General features: G+C 41.6%; 12 protein-coding genes. 3 read left to right on the forward strand and 9 right to left on the reverse strand.

Annotated features, from left to right (window positions below; translation table 11 throughout):
* Window positions 1–76 precede the first annotated feature (76 nt).
* Together H6G97_RS20025 and H6G97_RS20030 are read right to left on the reverse strand one after the other, a co-directional pair.
* Window positions 77–559 (reverse strand): hypothetical protein, encoded by a 483-nt coding sequence (locus H6G97_RS20025; protein ID WP_190942460.1) that lies wholly within the window; start codon window positions 557–559, stop codon window positions 77–79.
* A gap of 239 nt (window positions 560–798) precedes the next feature.
* The gene (locus tag H6G97_RS20030) at window positions 799–1,359 is read right to left on the reverse strand and encodes a hypothetical protein (protein WP_190942461.1); all 561 of its coding nucleotides are present in this window, start codon (window positions 1,357–1,359) and stop codon (window positions 799–801) included.
* A 268-nt stretch (window positions 1,360–1,627) separates the two neighbouring features.
* On the opposite strand from H6G97_RS20030, the gene H6G97_RS20035 reads away from it, so the two are divergent.
* Together H6G97_RS20035 and H6G97_RS20040 are read left to right on the forward strand one after the other, a co-directional pair.
* Window positions 1,628–3,166 carry an ATP-binding response regulator gene (locus tag H6G97_RS20035; RefSeq protein ID WP_190942462.1) on the forward strand — a complete coding sequence of 513 codons (1,539 nt, stop codon included), beginning with the start codon at window positions 1,628–1,630 and terminating at the stop codon, window positions 3,164–3,166.
* Window positions 3,167–3,272: 106 nt separating this feature from the next.
* Entirely contained in the window at window positions 3,273–3,680 is a 408-nt protein-coding gene (locus tag H6G97_RS20040; RefSeq protein WP_190942463.1) for a response regulator, read from the forward strand.
* Window positions 3,681–3,728: 48 nt separating this feature from the next.
* On the opposite strand, the gene H6G97_RS20045 is transcribed toward H6G97_RS20040, so the two are convergent.
* The 7 genes from H6G97_RS20045 to H6G97_RS20075 all read right to left on the reverse strand — a co-directional run bounded on the left by H6G97_RS20045 (window position 3,729) and on the right by H6G97_RS20075 (window position 15,007).
* Window positions 3,729–6,524 (reverse strand): response regulator, encoded by a 2,796-nt coding sequence (locus tag H6G97_RS20045; RefSeq protein ID WP_190942464.1) that lies wholly within the window; start codon window positions 6,522–6,524, stop codon window positions 3,729–3,731.
* Between the two features lie 64 nt (window positions 6,525–6,588).
* Window positions 6,589–7,032, reverse strand: a complete 444-nt coding sequence (locus tag H6G97_RS20050; protein ID WP_190942465.1) for a response regulator — start codon at window positions 7,030–7,032, stop codon at window positions 6,589–6,591.
* Between the two features lie 159 nt (window positions 7,033–7,191).
* Window positions 7,192–8,739 carry a sensor histidine kinase gene (locus tag H6G97_RS20055; RefSeq protein WP_190942466.1) on the reverse strand — a complete coding sequence of 516 codons (1,548 nt, stop codon included), beginning with the start codon at window positions 8,737–8,739 and terminating at the stop codon, window positions 7,192–7,194.
* A complete protein-coding gene (locus H6G97_RS20060) occupies window positions 8,708–10,681 on the reverse strand; it encodes a CHASE3 domain-containing protein (protein WP_190942467.1) in 1,974 nt (657 codons plus the stop codon). Before H6G97_RS20060 ends, H6G97_RS20055 begins: the two co-directional genes overlap by 32 nt.
* A gap of 364 nt (window positions 10,682–11,045) precedes the next feature.
* Window positions 11,046–11,312, reverse strand: coding sequence for a DUF2934 domain-containing protein (locus H6G97_RS20065; protein WP_190942468.1), 267 nt, complete (start codon window positions 11,310–11,312; stop codon window positions 11,046–11,048).
* A gap of 188 nt (window positions 11,313–11,500) precedes the next feature.
* Window positions 11,501–12,082: a PEP-CTERM sorting domain-containing protein gene (locus H6G97_RS20070; protein ID WP_190942469.1), complete on the reverse strand. Its 582-nt coding sequence runs from the start codon at window positions 12,080–12,082 to the stop codon at window positions 11,501–11,503.
* A 573-nt stretch (window positions 12,083–12,655) separates the two neighbouring features.
* Entirely contained in the window at window positions 12,656–15,007 is a 2,352-nt protein-coding gene (locus tag H6G97_RS20075; protein WP_242055011.1) for a TIGR02921 family PEP-CTERM protein, read from the reverse strand.
* A 573-nt stretch (window positions 15,008–15,580) separates the two neighbouring features.
* Here H6G97_RS20075 and H6G97_RS20080 point away from each other — a divergent pair.
* Window positions 15,581–16,576 carry a hypothetical protein gene (locus tag H6G97_RS20080; RefSeq protein ID WP_190942470.1) on the forward strand — a complete coding sequence of 332 codons (996 nt, stop codon included), beginning with the start codon at window positions 15,581–15,583 and terminating at the stop codon, window positions 16,574–16,576.
* Window positions 16,577–16,886: the final 310 nt, after the last annotated feature.

The raw sequence follows: 16,886 nt of genomic DNA on the forward strand, positions 1-16,886 counted from the left end.
TAGCAAATATTAGAGTAAAAAATAAGCATTTAATTTCTATGAACTGTAACCATGCAAGTTAAATGCTTAAAGTTTATTAATTTGTTGCTAAAGCTGGTTCTGCCAAAAAATAGTTCAGGTTTTCTTGCTGAGTGGCAAATTTTAAATACTGAGATACCATTTCTGGCGTCAGCAATTCAATCATCAATCTGTTTTCCACCCAAAACTCAATCACATCAAAGAGAGAATCGCGGTTACAGCGCACCACACGCCAACCTTCACGGACACCGATTTTTTCAATTTCTTCCTGGCTAATGGGTACAGAAATAGCTGCATGAATATCTGTATACATAGAGGTAATTGCAGTACGAACAAATACACATTCTTCATCAGCTTCCCCAGGTTCAATTTGAGAGCCTAAAGGATAAAGTTCAATAGCTGTACCGTATTTATCAAAAGTTAGAACCATATAGCTTCCTGGGTTAGGAGGAAAGGGAACAGCTTGCGCTTTTAAGATTTCTGCCAGAACTTGAGCAACGTGGCTAGGATTTCTAACAGCAATTGAAATATGGTGAATCATGGAATAACCTCAGTTTGATATTTTATAAATTAGGAAACAATCGGGGAGAACTAGGGGAGGTAGGGAGAGCAGCAAAGAGAAAAAATGCTTAATCTAAGCCCATTGGGTTCTATGCAACTTGAATGCTTATAGCGGTTCTCGTTTACGTGAGGTACACCCGTAAGGGCACGGCACTGCCGTGCCCCTACACCTTGCAATATAATCTTGTACCCCATCTGAATGGGAACCGCTATATTAGCTTACTGGGGTCGTCCATAATGAGATCGACCCTTGCCATCGGGGGTTGCAAGTACGAGAACTTGCTGCCCATACTCATTCGTTTCAATTGACCACTCGTAAGTCTCAGCCTTTGCCGTATTACGGCTTTCGTAGGTGCGCCCGCTATTGCAGATTTGCCCTTTAGATGTGCTGTCGCTAGGTTGGAAAGTAAAGCGTTGAGCCTCAATCTTAACTTTGCCTTTTTCTTCTATGAAGAGGTTAGATGCACAGTTGTACGTGTTGATTTGAAGCAGCCTATTTCGCTTGTAATTACCGTTAGATGAGAGTTGAAATTGATCGCTTGAACCATTTGGGGCTGCTGATTGGCCTGTATAGCTGTCTTGGTATTGGATAGACGAGATTCGACCATACCGCCACTCGCCTTGGAGTTCGGCAGGCACTCCAGTGTCGTTTTTACCCGCCTGACTCGCGCTTGGGTAAAAAACAAGGCTGGCGGTAAGACCTAAACTCAGGGCACTAGAAGCGAAAAGGCGGACAGCTTTTGGTATGGAATAGAGTTGGTTGTTTGTTCTTGAGTACATATAATTTTTCTAGAAATAGGTTTATTTACTAGCGAAAGCGAAGTCTGCGTGCTGTTTATATATAGCCGTTCTTAGTAGGGACACTTATTTGGTAGGTGTAATCTACAAACTTGATTTGATGCTTTTAACATTAGAAATTAATCGGGGAGAACTAGGGGAGATAAAAGGGTAATTAATATTTTTTTGTAACTGATTATTAAGACATTGAACTAAGGTTAAAATCTCTAGAAAGAATTAGTAGCCTATTCTGGCTAAAGTCGATATTGCCATGCCTAAAGAGCCATTCAACTTCCCCAAAGCAGATATACTGGTAATTGATGATACACCAGAGAACTTGAACCTCCTATCTGCCATGTTGACAGAACAGGGATACAAAGTTCGGAGTGTAACTAAAGGTTCTACGGGGTTACGGGGGGCAAATGCAGTTCCCCCCGACCTGATTTTACTGGATGTGAATATGCCGGAGATGAATGGTTATGAAGTCTGCCAACACCTGAAAGCAAGCGATCGCACCCGCGAAATTCCAGTAATTTTTATCAGTGCTTTGGGTGATGTGCTGGATAAAGTGAAAGCGTTTGCAGTTGGTGGGGTGGACTATATAACTAAGCCTTTTCAACTCGAAGAGGTTTTAGCACGAATTGAAAATCACTTGACGATTTGGAAACTGCAACAACAACTCCAAGCTCAAAATGAGCGGTTGCAGCAGGAAATTCACGATCGCGCCAAAGCAGAAGAGAAGTTTACTAAAGTTTTTCGCTCTAGTCCCAATCCGATCGCGATCGCTACAGTCTCAGATGCTCGTTTTATTGATGTCAATCCCAGTTTCTTGAAAATGAGCGGCTATTGTCTAGAGGAAGTGATTGGTTATACGGTTGCTGAACTTAATTTAGGTAAGGATACAGTAGCGATCGCTCAAACAATTCAACTTCTGCCAGAAAGTGGGTCACTGTACAATCTAGAATTTGAATTTTCAACTAAGTATGCAGAACTTAAAACCATACTAATATCTCTCGAATTGATTGACTTAGCTGGAGTACCGTGTGCTTTATTAATTGCCAATGACATCACCGAACGCAAACGTCTAGAAAACGAATTTATCTCTTTAGTCAGTCATGAATTGCGTACACCTTTAACTTCCACAATGGGAGCATTAGATTTATTGGGTTCAGAACAACTGGGAACTCTAAATCAACAAGGCCAAAAAGTTCTAAGCATTGCCACCACTAATACTGAACGCCTAATTCGTTTAGTGAACGATATTCTCGATTTAGAGCGGATGAAATCGGGCAAAATCTTCACACGGAAGATGAAGTACAACGCCGCAGACTTGCTAACTATGGCCACAGAAGCGATGCAAGCAATGGCAGATCAATTACAAGTTAAATTGATTATAAATCCTGTAGAAGTTGAACTTTGGGCAGATCCCGATCGCCTTTTGCAAACCCTGACTAATTTACTGAGCAACGCTATCAAGTTTTCTGAACCAGGAGACACGGTGTATATAAGTGCCACTCTCTCAGAATCCAAAGGCGTTGAGTCTAAAGAAAATGAGCCTTTATTACCCAAATACCTTTTGATTACTATCCAAGATCAAGGGCGAGGAATTCCTGAAGATAAATTACAAATAATTTTCGAGCGCTTTCAGCAGGTGGATGCATCCGACTCCCGCAACAAAGGAGGAACAGGTTTAGGACTGGCTATTTGCCGAGATATCATCCAGCAACATAATGGCAAAATCTGGGTTCAAAGCACTTTAGGTGAAGGTAGCACGTTTTATGTAATGTTACCTTTGGCAGCTTTCTCATAAATGGTTTCTAACTGTTTAATTTTCCCCTACTTTTCCCCGATTTAGCTTTAGAATATCTCAAGAGCGATCAAGCAAATCAGCACGTACATTGTACAAGAGTGTCATTATGAGCAAAAATATCTTGATTGTTGATGATGAAGAAGATGTGCGGGCGATCGCAAAGTTGGGATTAGAAATGGGTGCTGGCTGGAATGTTTTGACAGCTAGTTCTGGTCAAGAAGCCTTAAACGTAGCTGTTAACCATAAACTAGATGTCATTTTACTAGATATGATGATGCCTGATATGGATGGGCGTGCAACTCTGCAACAATTGAAAGCTAACCCTGCCACTAAAAAAATTCCAGTAATTTTATTAACAGCCAAATTTCAGCAATCGGATCGAGAGAGTTTTACTGATTTGGATGTTGCTGCTATTTTTGCCAAGCCTTTCCGTCCATTGAAACTGGCAGAGCAAATTAGTGAAGTACTGGGCAGTTACCTGACTTTGATGAACGGCAAAGAAGGCATTGCATAAGTGGAGCGCCGATAAGTAGGAATTCGTTAAACCGAAGAATCCAAATCACTACTGGCTCTTTCTAACCAAGTCGGCAATTGTCTCAACCAGCTTTGCTGGGTCGATTGGCTTCGGAATATGGGCTTGAAAACCTGCCTCTATAGCCTTTTGATAGTTAATTTCTCCAGCGTAGGCTGTTAAGGCGATCGCTGGAATCTTCCCACCCTGTTGGCACGGCAAGGCTCTTAGTTGACGCATCAGCATATAGCCATCCATTTCTGGCATCCCAATATCGCTGAGTAGCACGTCTACTCTATACTGGGTAAAAGTGGCGAGAGCTTCCACGGCTGAGGTGACAGTTGTTACATTCGCCCCATACATCTCTAGCATGAAAGCAATAAACTCCCGTGTATCTGCATTATCATCTACCACCAAAACTTTGATGTCATGTAAATTTAAGGATGGCTCAGACGGTTTACTGTCCGCGTTCCTCTGGGGTGGAGTTGGCATAAGCGGAAGTCTCACAGTAAAGGTTGCCCCCTGACCTTCACCTGGACTTTCTACCTGAACAGTTCCGCCATGCAATTCGACTAAGTGACGGACGATCGCCAACCCTAACCCCAGTCCACCAAACTTTCTGGTTGTAGCACTATCTGCTTGGCGGAAGTATTCAAACACATAGGGGAGAAAATCAGGGTGAATTCCTTGACCTGTATCGATAACAGTGATTTCGGCAAAAGAGCTAACTTGCTTCAGATGGATATCCACTCGTCCCCTGATGTCAGTGAACTTAATCGCGTTCGAGAGGAGATTCCAAATCACTTGCTGTAATCGGTTCGCATCGCCCAAAACTTGCCCTACATTTGGTTCAAGCCTCATCTGAATTTGAATCGACTTGCTTTCAGCAGCCAGCTGCACAGTTTCCATTGCAGCTTGAATGATCGAGATTAAATTAACTGGGTAAACATTCAGGCTAAGTTTGCCTTGCAAAATTCGGGAGACATCTAGCAAGTCTTCAATCAGTTCAGACTGTAACTTGGCATTGCGTTCGATCGCGTTGAGGGCATAAGCGGTTTTGGCTTCGTCAAGCTTAGAGGTTTGGAGCAGTTTCGACCAACCCAAAATCGGATTAAGAGGCGATCGCAACTCATGGGATAACACTGCCAGAAACTCATCTTTAATCCGGTTGGCTTGTTGCAATTGTTGAGCTTGTTGCTGGATTGAAGCCAGTAGGTTTGCTCGCTCAATAGCGATCGCCATCTGCTCACAGGTGGATTGCAGCAGATCAATTTCTTCGGGAGTAAAGCAGGTGCGGGTGCGGCTGGCAAACGAGAGCGTCCCCAGGAACCGTCCCTGCACAATTAACGGTTGTCCAGCAAAAGCCGTGATGCCGATTGAGCTGAGAAGCTGCGCGTTGGGATGGCTGGAGATTTGCGCTTGATCAAAGACAATTTGCTGTCGCTCTTGTGCCACCAGTCCGCAAAGATATTCACCAAATTCAATCCATTCGAACGACTGAGCCGTTGCCTCAGAGATCCCCCCATAGTTGTTCAGATGCAGCATTTGCTGGTTGTCTTTTACCTCAACCATGTAGTTGTAGTAATAATGTAACTCTAGCTGGGCTGAGAGCTTGTTAAATAAGTTATTCATCAACTGCATGGGATGTTCCGTGGCCAGTAAATCGCTGGTCGTTTCATACAGCAGATGCAGCCGTTCTTCTGCTCGTTTGCGTTCGGTGATGTCGAGTGCGGTTCCGAGGAATCTCACTGCTTGCTTAGACACCCCCTCTCCCTCAAATTGCACCTGCCCATTAGCAAATATCCACCGCTCAGTTCCATCGTTCCACACGAGCCGATAGTCAATTTCATAAGTACCCAATGACATCGGGTCGAGCGCATTGCTGACGGCGTTTGCTACACGCTCCCGGTCATCTGGGTGGATGCGCTCTATCACCATTGACAGAGGGATAATCGCAGTGTCATCAGGTTCGCCCCAAATCTCGCGCATCCGCTTGTCCAACTCAATGAGGTTCGTACTGGGGTCATAATGCCAAGTCCCAAGGCGACTGACGTTAACAGCAAGCCTTGCGCGTTCCTCACTCTCGTGTAGAGCTTTCTCAGCTTGTTTGCGTTCGCTAATATCCTCTATTAAGCCGTCAATAACAGTTGTTATACCATTTACTTTGGTCAAAGTTGTGCTAATTCGCACCCAAATTAGAGTACCATTCGCTCGTCGCAATTGAATCTCGCGATCGTGGGTTTCGCTATTTTGCTTTAATTGGTTGAGAACTTGGGCATAGTCCAATGGTTGGAAATAAGCCTCAAGGGTATGATTCGCGGGAATTTCAATTAGAGAATTTAAACCTAACAGCCGCAGAAATGCCCGATTGCCTTCGAGTAAAGTGCCATCTGCCGTTAAGCGATAAATTCCCACATTTAAATTATTCAGCAAAGTTTGAAGGCGTGATTCTAGCCTGACTACTTTACGTTGAGCTTCAGTCCGCTCTATTGCTCGGCGGACTGCTGCGGGCAACCGAACATAGTGCTTAGGAGACTTGATGATGTAATCTTCTAATCCTGATTTCATTGCCTCAACAGCAACTTCTTGGGTTCCACTACTGGTAAACATTACTACTGGGCAATCAGGATAACGGTTTTTAATTGCCCGGATCACGGTTAAGCCATCGCTCCAGCGTAATTGATAGTCAGTTATTACTAAATCAAACTGCCCTGTCTCCAATGCTTGTTCTAAGTCTTTTGCTTGAACAATTTCGTGAAACTGGAGGTCAAAAAACTCTTGCTTTAGTACATGAATCGCCAGTAGGCGGTCATTCAAATTATCATCAATTAGAAGAATGCGTAACATCTAACTACATTACATTTACGTAAGGGGAACAGTGACAAGAATGCCCAAAAAATGTTCAAACAGTTCAAAATTGCGGTCTTTCGTTAAAAATAATCCAGTGGAGATTAAGGGTTATAACAATTTCTACTAATTCATTAAAAATAACTGGCTTGACTATGTAAGCATTTACACCTATGTCATAGATATGATTGATGTCGTCATACTCCCTTGATGAGGTGAGAACTACGACAGGTAAGCGCTTGAGTTGTGGTTGCTGCCGTAACCACATTAAAACCTCAGCCCCGGATCTGCGGGGTAGTTTCAGATCGAGCAAGATTAGTACAGGCAAGGGATAACGAGTGCGATCGCCATAAGGTTCCTCTCCAGAGAGATATAACACTGCTGCATCGCCATCATTTACCACCTGAACTGGATTGACAATGTTAGCCTTGCGGAGCGCTCGTTGCAGCAGAAGCACATCTTTGTGATTATCCTCTACAAGTAAAATAGTGTCTTGCTCTTTACTCATGAAATTGTTGTCTTTAAAGGCAGGGGGCATGGGGAAAGAAAGTTTTTCATCCTTTACTGTGCGCCTCAGGGGATGGCATAGGGTAAGGATCTTGCATCAAATATTTAAGAGTGTAGAAAGAACTTTATGTTTGCCCGTAATCAAGGCGATTGAAAGATTTTAGGGATTTACATCTATAACTATAGGTAAATCTATCCAAAATCGGCTTCCCTGTCCAGGTTGGGATTCCACACCAACTTCCCCACCCATGCGTTCGACTCCTTTGCGGACAATTGCTAAACCGATACCACTACCAGGATAAACTTCATAACTGTGTAGGCGCTCAAAAACATTGAAAATGCGTTTTTGATGTGTTTCCTTAATACCAATGCCGTTGTCTTGCACCCAAAAGCGAACTAATTTATTACGTTTCTCAGTCCATATCCGTAACTGAGGTTGAACTCCCGGTGCAACAAATTTAATCGCATTGGTTAGCAAATTGGTAACTACTTGAATCAAAATAGTAGGGTTTCCCGTAACTTCAGCTAAAGGCTCTTCAACTTGAACTCTTGCCTGTTGCTGCGTTATTTCTAGTTCTAGCTGTCTCAATATTTGTATCATTAATAAAGATAAGTTAATAGCTTGTAATGGCATTTCAGTCCGGCTGAGGCGACTGTATTCAAGTAGGTCTTGAACAAGCTTGTCTGCTTGCTGTGTACTTGCAATAATGCGCTGCAAATAGTTTTTTTGGTTCTCTAGGTTAGATTGCCTATCCTGGTTCTCTAGGAGAATGGAACCAAATGCTTGGATAGCACGTAATGGTTCTCGCAGATCATGGGAAATTGAATAAGCAAATGCTTCTAAATCTTGATTAACCTCTGCTAATTCCTGATTTTTCTGCGCTAAATCTCGATTTGCTACTTCTAATTCAGCAGTACGCTTCCTGACTCGCTCCTCCAAGGTTTGGTTGAGTTGCTGAATTTCAATTTCAGCCTGTTTACGAGATGTAATATCTTCAATTAAACCATCTATTACCTGTTGTCCCTCAAGAATATTCAGAGCTATGCTTAATCCTACCCAGATAAATCTTCCATCTGCTCGTTGTAATTGAATCTCTTGCTCTTGTTGTTGAGGTGGCGGCAGTTCTTGTAGTATTGAGTAGTATTTGTGGATGTTCAATAAATTCATCGCTGAGGCTTGGGATAATGAATCCAGCCCCAACAATTCCAGAAACGCTGGGTTACACTCAATACAATTTCCATCTGGATAAGTACGAAATATACCTAGTTTTAATTGGTTGAGCAAACCTTGGAGACGGATTTCAAGTAAAGTAGCTCGTTGTTTTATTTGTAATCGTTCTAGCGCAACTCGCACAGCAGCTGGTATGCGAATGTAGCGGTTGGGTAATTTGAGGACATAATCATCTAGCCCAGACTTCATTGCCTCTACCGCAATTTCTTCGCTACCTGTGTTAGTAAACATAATCACTGGGCAGTTTGGATACTGTTGCTTAATGGTATGTAAAACTTCTAGTCCGGTACTCCAGCCCAATTGGTAATCGGTAATGACCAAATCGAATTCGCCTGCTGCTACTGCACTAGCAAAACCAGAAGCTTCCCGAATTTCTTGAGGTTGAAATTGCGGAAATTCTCGCCTCAGTTCTCGGATTACTAAAGCGCGATCGCCTGGATTGTCATCAATTATCAGAATGCGGAGTACTTGCGTCATTGGCATCGTTGCTGTGAAGAACGGCTTTTGGCAGGGCAATCCAAAAACGACTACCAGTACCTAATTGCGATTCTACTCCGGCTCGACCGTTCATTCGCTCTAACCCTTTGCGGACAATTGCTAAACCAATACCAGTACCTGGATAGATTTCCACGCCATGCAGTCGTTCAAAGACCCGAAAAATGCGCTCTTGATGTTCTGGCGCAATGCCGATGCCGTTGTCCACAATCGATAATTGGATCGAATCTTGCTGATCCTCTGCGTAGATTTGTAGTTTTGGTTTTATTCCGGGCTGCACAAATTTCATCGCATTGCTGAGTAAATTGGTTACTACCTGGACAAGCGTAGAGCGATGAGCCATCGCTGGCGGCAAGGGTTTTGCGACTGTGACTTCTGCTTGCTGTTCCTGAAGTTCTTTGCTGAGTTGTTTTAAAGCTTCTTCGACAACATTAGTTAAATCAACTTTTTGCATTTGAATTTGGGCACGGCTGAGGCGGCTGTATGCTAGAAGTTCAGCAATTAGGGTGTCCATTTGGACTGCACCCTCTGTAATATATTGGATGTATTCTTGTCCAACCGAGTCTAGTTTGTCTGTGTAATCTTCTTGCAATGCCTGAGCAAAGCCTTGCATAGTACGTAACGGTGCCCGTAAATCGTGCGATATCGTGTAAGTAAATGCTTCTAGCTCTTGATTTGTTTCTTGCAACTGTGCAGTGCGCTCGGCAACACGCTGTTCTAGTTCCAAAGCGTAATTTTGAAGTTGTTCGCGTAGCAGAGATTGTTGAATAGCGATCGCTAACTGAGCTGCCACCTCAATCACAACATCTTGTGCTTGAGCATCAAAAACGGCTGTCTGAGTCGCCGCCAAGTTGAGTTCTCCTAACAGCGTTTCTTCAACTAACATCGGAATCCGCAAGCAACAACCCATTCCTGCCGAATGCAACTGTGCCAAAACAGGTGGGTAAAGCTCAACATTTGTCAAGTCTTTAACATAATTAAAGTCTTGTTGTATTTGCTCAGGCGCAAAGTCTGATGCTGCCATCTTTGTGCCTTCAAGTGGTTGCAATTCTTTAGTGCTACTGCCTGCCACAATCTCAGCTGTATCTGCCTGAAAATCAAACAGGGCAACAAATGCTTGCTCATAGGGTACTAACTGACGCATTTGTGTCAGCGCAGTTCGGGCTAGAGATTTGATCGACTCAGCTGCTAAAATTGCTCGGTCTATGTCATGTAAAGCGGCAAGCCTTTGGGCAGAAAGCTGAACATTTTCAGTTTGTACTTGGGCAGTTTTGAGAGCATTCTCATAATTGTCAGACACATGTGCAATTTGCCGCCGAATATAAAAGGCAAGGACACCACCAGCAGCAAGCGACAGAATTATGCTAGTAAAGATGACTCGCCCAGTAGTCTGTTGGACTGTTTGGTTGCGCCGATACCGTAGCTGCTCTTCAGTAGCAATAAAATCAGTAATTTGATTTCGCATCACGTCCATGCTCTGTTTGCGAAGCTCAATTGCTGATAGGGATTCAGTTTCACCTTTTTGTTTGCGGGCGATCGCTTGAGAAATAGACTTATTCCAGCCTGTTTGCTCTGCCTTGATTTGCCTTAAGCGTTGACTTTGTTGGGGATTATCTGAAACTAAATCACCCAACTCATCAAAAGTATTATTAATGGTAAAGTTAGCTTGCTGATAAGGTTCAAGAAAGTGTGGCTTACTTGTAAGCTGGTATCCACGTACTCCTGTCTCTAGATCCAGTAATAGTTTTTGTAAGCCATTTGCTCTGGCAATTACTTGGTCAGTGTGCTCAACCCAGTGCATAGCCGAAAGCAGACGATTAATTTGCCAGATTGAAACTCCTGACAAGGACAATAACAGGATAATTGGCAGAGCGATCGCGCCAATCAGCCTACGCCTGAATGCAACTTGAGTAATTTGCAGCATTTACCTATGGTATAGCAGCACTTATATAAATACGATTTTGAAAATAACTTTGTTCACATAGCCGAAAACATCAGGGTTGTAGGCAAGGCTAATTGCCAGCAAACTAACAATTCACGGTAGAGGACGGTCGAAAGTCGGTAGTGCTGATTTGAGCCGTTATCTGTACGAGGTCTATACTCGCAAGGAAAGTTAGATGAAATTATTAGTAAGTAAACGCAATTAAATATAAGATGTCATTGCGAGCGGAACGAAGTGAAGCGTGGCAATCTCAGTCTTTGCGATTGCTTAACTTGTTACTCTGCGGGAAGGCTTACGCCAATGCAATGATGAACTATCTTATAGACCCACCTACTTAAATTTTTGACTATATCAAATCGTTTTCAGCCTGAAGCCAATGTTCTACAGACTTATCCTCTGGATACCCACTTTGTTGCCAGATTTCATAAGCCTTAAAACGGATTTTATTTTCATTCGGGTGGTTACTAATAAAATATTGACAGGAATTAGTAATAAAGTTATAGGGTAATTCTCCAAAGAAATCCTGACGACCGAGAATTTCATCTGTAAAGCGGCAACAATTTTGTTTTATTGGGCAATTTTCCCCTGGGCACATAGTAACATCGTAAGGCATATATATGAAGACTAAAAATTATTTCAATTCCAGTCATCTAAGCATTTTTGTTATCCTTTCTCTGTGATAGCTGAGGTTACAAAAAGCCTGTAGCATTTGTTTGGTGGAAGGGCGATCAGTTTTTCGCTTGCGATCGCCATCATAAAGACCAAATAAAGATTCTTAAGTTTGTGTTTCTTCAGCTAAATTTAAGCTTTAGTTCCACTAGCTTTTCTAGAGACGGCAATCCCACCGAGTCCAAACAATAAACCTAGCAGGGAAGCGGGTTCGGGTATCGATCTATTAGAAGAACTCAGGGTAATATTAGCACCGGGATCGTTATAAATGTATACTCCTGCTCGTCCTACTTGACCCGTCAAGGTAATTTCCGAGCCTGATGTTCTTTCTAAGGTATATCTAGGAGCATCAAAAGCAATGCCAAAATCAACCACTAAATTCCAATTCGACCCAGAAGAAAGTTCAAAATTGACATTTGGGCCGGAGTTAACATCTAAAGTAGCGCCTAGGTTCAAATTCAGGTTTAGTTCGTTGACGTTCATCTCCCAATCACTCAAAGTCCCGTCCTCTGAATAAACCACAAATCCTGAATATTCGCTCCCTTCTGGCAATAAGCTTTGCAATAGAGGGCTAGTAGCATCGACTAAGGCAAAATCACCCGAAAATTCTTGTCTAGTTAGAATAGCTCCCAGCACGGGAGTAGCATGAAATACGCTTGCTACTACCAAACCAATCAGGGCAACGCGAACTTTGGGAGACCGAACTTGATTCATGGAAAGCGTCCTTTTTTAATTGTTTACCTTTTTCTAAAGCCTATGTAATTTCCAATACTGGTCTGGTTTTGGGAAAAGGGAAAGAAAAAACCTTTAACCTGTTCCCAAAACCAAATTTTGAGTTCAAAATGCTCAAAACGAATAGTATTGATGTAATTTCAGAGGTTTACCTAGGCAGCTAATAAGTTAGTTTTAGCTGTTACTAGTAACTTTTATTTATCATAAATAAAATCACTAGTAAATTACTTTACTCAATCTTAATTTTCTAAATGAATATCATTTATAATCTCTGTCGGAATATTATTAAATATTGTTGCAGAATGGCTGTAAGAAATATTTTTAGACCAAGTTGTGATTTTTTCTAGTTAGAAATATGATAAATGTTAAATTAAGTATCAAATTTTGGTTGATTTAGCTGCCAATAATTTTATGTTTTCAAAAAAATATCTAAAGTTAGAAAATATAATTATAGGACTTACGCATTGACAAGAAATAGCAAATATACATAAAGGTTAAAAACATATCTTTCGTAAGGGCACAGCATTGCTGTGTCCCTACAGCATGAGTAATTAATTAACGCCGACGCTTCACAAGGATGAATAGAGCGATCGCACTCACACCTAAAAACCATCCCCCTGATGCTTCAGGTACACTAACTTTCAAGGGATTAACGGGTTTAGAGAGATTTTCCTTACCATTCTCAACTTTACGGTCAAAGCGATCGCTTTGGGCTTCTGCTTCTTTAAGTAACTGTCTTTGTTCATCGTTGACTAATACCAACATCGAAGAATAAGGGCTGACAATCTTGTACTTTTTAGCTACAGCGTGAATCGCATCTAAACCTTTGAGGTTGTCTAACTGAATTTTTTTACTCAACCCTAAAATTAATTGTCTGGCTGCTAATGGCAAGAAATCATCTTGTTGGTTGCTAGTTGCAATTGCTGTGTCTAATGTTTGCAAATACCAAGCATAACCATTAATAACACTCACAACATCACTTAAAACTGATTTAGTGGCAATTCGTTGTAGCACCTCAGAAATATCAACAGCAACTCCACCACCACTATCTTGTAATAATTTAATGATGCCATCGTTATAAGCCCCAGGTAATTCACCTAGATGTAGCATCCACAAAGGTGCAGGCGTATTGGGGACGCTTTTATTGTTCTTCGATAATTCATAACTACCTTCATCACTCAACAGCAAAACGACATCATAAGCTGTATCTCCACGCAAATTGTTAAACTGTGTCAGCATTTCTTGGGGTTGAATTGTACCGTAAAAGGCGACTTTTTCCGGTTGGAATTGCTGGAGATCATCTAACCGTTTAGGTGCAGCACCTGGAGAAACACTGAGATACAAATCTGCATCGTTGTTTGTCAAATCATTGTCTGCAAAGCCGTATTTTTTCAACCATGATAATGTTTGTAGCAATTCTTTAATATGTTTCCCCATACTGCGAGATGTATCGAGAACTACAGCAACTCGCTGGTTTTGGGGTAAGGTGTAATCTTGACTAGATAAAGGTTTAGCTAATATTTTGTAGCCAGACTCTAAATTTACTTCATGTAATACAGGCTGAATTTTTCCACTTGCGGGGATGAATTTTTCTAACCAAGCATCGTCTTTCAAACCGATTTCTTTACCGTTGCGGATACGCTTAGTTTGATTAGTCCAGAAGATATTACGTCTTTCCCCTAAATCGGGCATTTCCCAACCTAAGTCTTGTCCCAGCACTTTGTAAGTTAACCATAGGTGCATTTCTGTGGGGAGTGATGGTTGCCCTTGTATTTGTTGTACATTCTTAGGAGGAATAGGAAAAGCCCGTAAGCGATAATGCCTCGGCCCTACTTGTTCCAACAAAGCTGGATCTATTGGCCGTGAACGTCTAACTTGAGAATTATAAACTTTCTGGGCAGCACCGCGAGGAGAGACAACAAAAGGGAAACGTTGGTCTAATTTATTAGTATCTCCCAACCACAAGCCAGTAATTACAGCGCTTTCTGGCAAAGAAAAGGAGTAAAAAACTTCCTGAACTTCTTGTGTTTGGTTTTTATAAATTTCGTACAATTCTACATCAGCCCAATCACCATGTTCTTTAACTGTGACTTGTTGTGATGTCAATAAAACTTTTTGTTCGTTAATATTTAATAAACCTGCTTTAACTTCTTGTTCGTTAAAAGTAGATTGTACTGCATGACTTACTGCTGTTTTTTCTGCTTTTTGTAGAGGTGTATCAAAAAAATCGGCGTAAAGTTTTTCTGCTTTGATAGAATCTTTGTCAGAACCATTATATAAAAATGGTGACATCAAAAAGTTATAAGTTGCTTGCAATCCATCAGTAGCGGATTTATCTAATCCTAAGACATGATGATACATAGCACTGATGTGGTTATTTTCTTGCTTGCTGCTAAGGTAGCGGTAAGAAGCTAAATAAGCGTTAACTAATCCTGTACGGATTTGTTCTGATTTGGCTACAAGTGTTTGGCGATCGCTATCATTTTTAGGTGCATTAGCTAAGAGCGAAAAAGCTAATACTTGGGGTTGTTGTTGTAAAGATACAAAAGTAACTGCAAACGCCACAACAACTGCACCAGCACCAGCAAATGCTTTATTTTTACCATGTTCTGAAGCAAAAGCTCTTAAAAACTTTGCTCCCGAATGTACATACATTGCTGTTAACGCCGATGGCATGACAATAAACAATGTGGCACTAAAACCAAGAATAATTAGCCAAGGGATAATTAGGAATAACCCTCCCACAAAAGCTGAGTGATATAATATATCCGCTAATAATTTTAGCCATGCAAATTTGAAGAATTCTTGCAATAGAAAGACTGCTAAAGGCACAGCATAAAATAACAAAACTGCACCTGCATAAATACCAAATATCAGCATTAAGTATGGGCTAACATTTGTACCCATTGCAAACCAATTTTGCGGCGGGAAGCATAACCTGCGCCCCTAAAAATCTATAAATAATTTAGGATAATTTATTTTTTGCAAGTCCCTTAGACAATAAAATTTTGGCACAACATTTAACACCAATATGCCAGCCATTGCTCCAATAGTCTACATCAGCAAGGCTTTCAGTAATCTTGGAGATTTAATAGTTTGGGTAATTGGCTACGGCATTGGACATTTGTGAAAGAGAAGCGATGCCTTCTCTACGAGAGGCTTCGCCAACGGCGGGCTGCGCCTACGCTGTGAAGGCACTATTAGAACAAATAGTTCTCTTCCGTAAGGATGAATTCACAATCTACCTGAGAAAAGTTTTTATACTTTCACAAAAGCAATTATGGTGTTAGTACTAGCTTGTTCTATATCAACCACTAGGTTAGAACTATAAAGGTACGCAAATTATTTACTACTAATATTTGCATTTTCAGGCTTTGGGATATTTATTTTCATCTAAATTCTTAGATGGAATTACTAAAATACACCGAGATTTACTTGTATTTTAATTTAGCTATCTAGTACCAAGGGAGCTAACTTGTGATGTCTCTTTTCAATTTTCCCTTACAGACACTCAATGTTGAGCAAACTCTCAAACAGTTTTGGAGAATCAATGCGTCGATGACCTTCGTTGGTGTTTTCACTTTTGGGCTATTGCTGTTGATGCTGCCAGGACTACTAATTGATGAGCGTGTTATTACTGGCGCACCCGCTTGGCTCAAGCCTTGCAAGTTTGCGTTTTCAACTTCAGTCTATTCGTTCACTTTTGTATGGCTGTTGGGTTTGCTCAAACAACATCGGCGCTTGGCTAGTTTGGCTGCAAATGCTACGGCTTTTGCATTGGTTGTGCAAATAATAGTCATCATAGTCCAGGTAGTACGAGGTACAACTAGCCACTTCAACTTTAGTACTCCTGAAGATGAAGCCCTCTGGAAATTTATGGAAATTTCCCTGGTTCTCCTTTGGGCAGCAACTTTAGTTACAGTAATTTTACTGCTGCTAGAGCCTTTGGATAATCCTGTATTGGCGATCGCATTGCGGTTTTCTCTTTCCTTAACCTTCATTGGTATGGGCTTGGGCTTTTTCATGACTCTACCCACACCTGAACAAAGTTCGGCGTTGGCAGCAGGTCAGCCAGTGTTACATATTGGCGCTCACAGTGTAGGAGTGAAAGATGGTGGCCCTGGTATTCCCATACTTTATTTAAGTACTCAGGGGGGTGATATACGACTTCCTCATTTGCTGGGTATTCATGCCGTGCAAGTTTTACCATTACTAAGCTGGTTGATTACTTCAACTTTGTCGTACCTGGGACAACGCACACGGGCGGCTCTAATGTGGATTGCTAGTTTTGCCTATGCTTTTTTGATGTCCCTATTCACTTGGCAAGCATTGCGGGCCCAGCCGATAACTTCCCCCGATGGACTTACCCTGGCTGCCCTAGCTGGGTTAGTTGCAGTTACTATGGTTGCAACGGTAGTAAGTTTAATTGTTGACCACTATCAATTGGTTAAAACACAAAATTTTGAGAACTTGTAAGTCCTGAAGTAATTCAGGCGGACATCGTTGAAACAGATCATACGATGGCGATGAATACTGATTTGACTGGAAAAAGCAGAGTTAAAGTCAGGCTCAGATGATTTTAGCAATACAATCGGGTTGTCCTTTAGAAAACTTTTAGCAAATTGGGCATTCTGACGGTTCTTCTATCCGCTTTCGTTTTATCGTTTCACAACGTTACTGTGCGAGTTTTGTTTTCAGAACATCTCGTACTGGGTTTATTTTTACTCGGTGGATACGTTAAACCGGATTTGCAGAACTCATTATTGCTGATGTTCATGCGAATGCT

Origin of the sequence: Nostoc flagelliforme FACHB-838 (genome assembly GCF_014698065.1) — a bacterium.
GTDB lineage: Bacteria > Cyanobacteriota > Cyanobacteriia > Cyanobacteriales > Nostocaceae > Nostoc > Nostoc flagelliforme_B.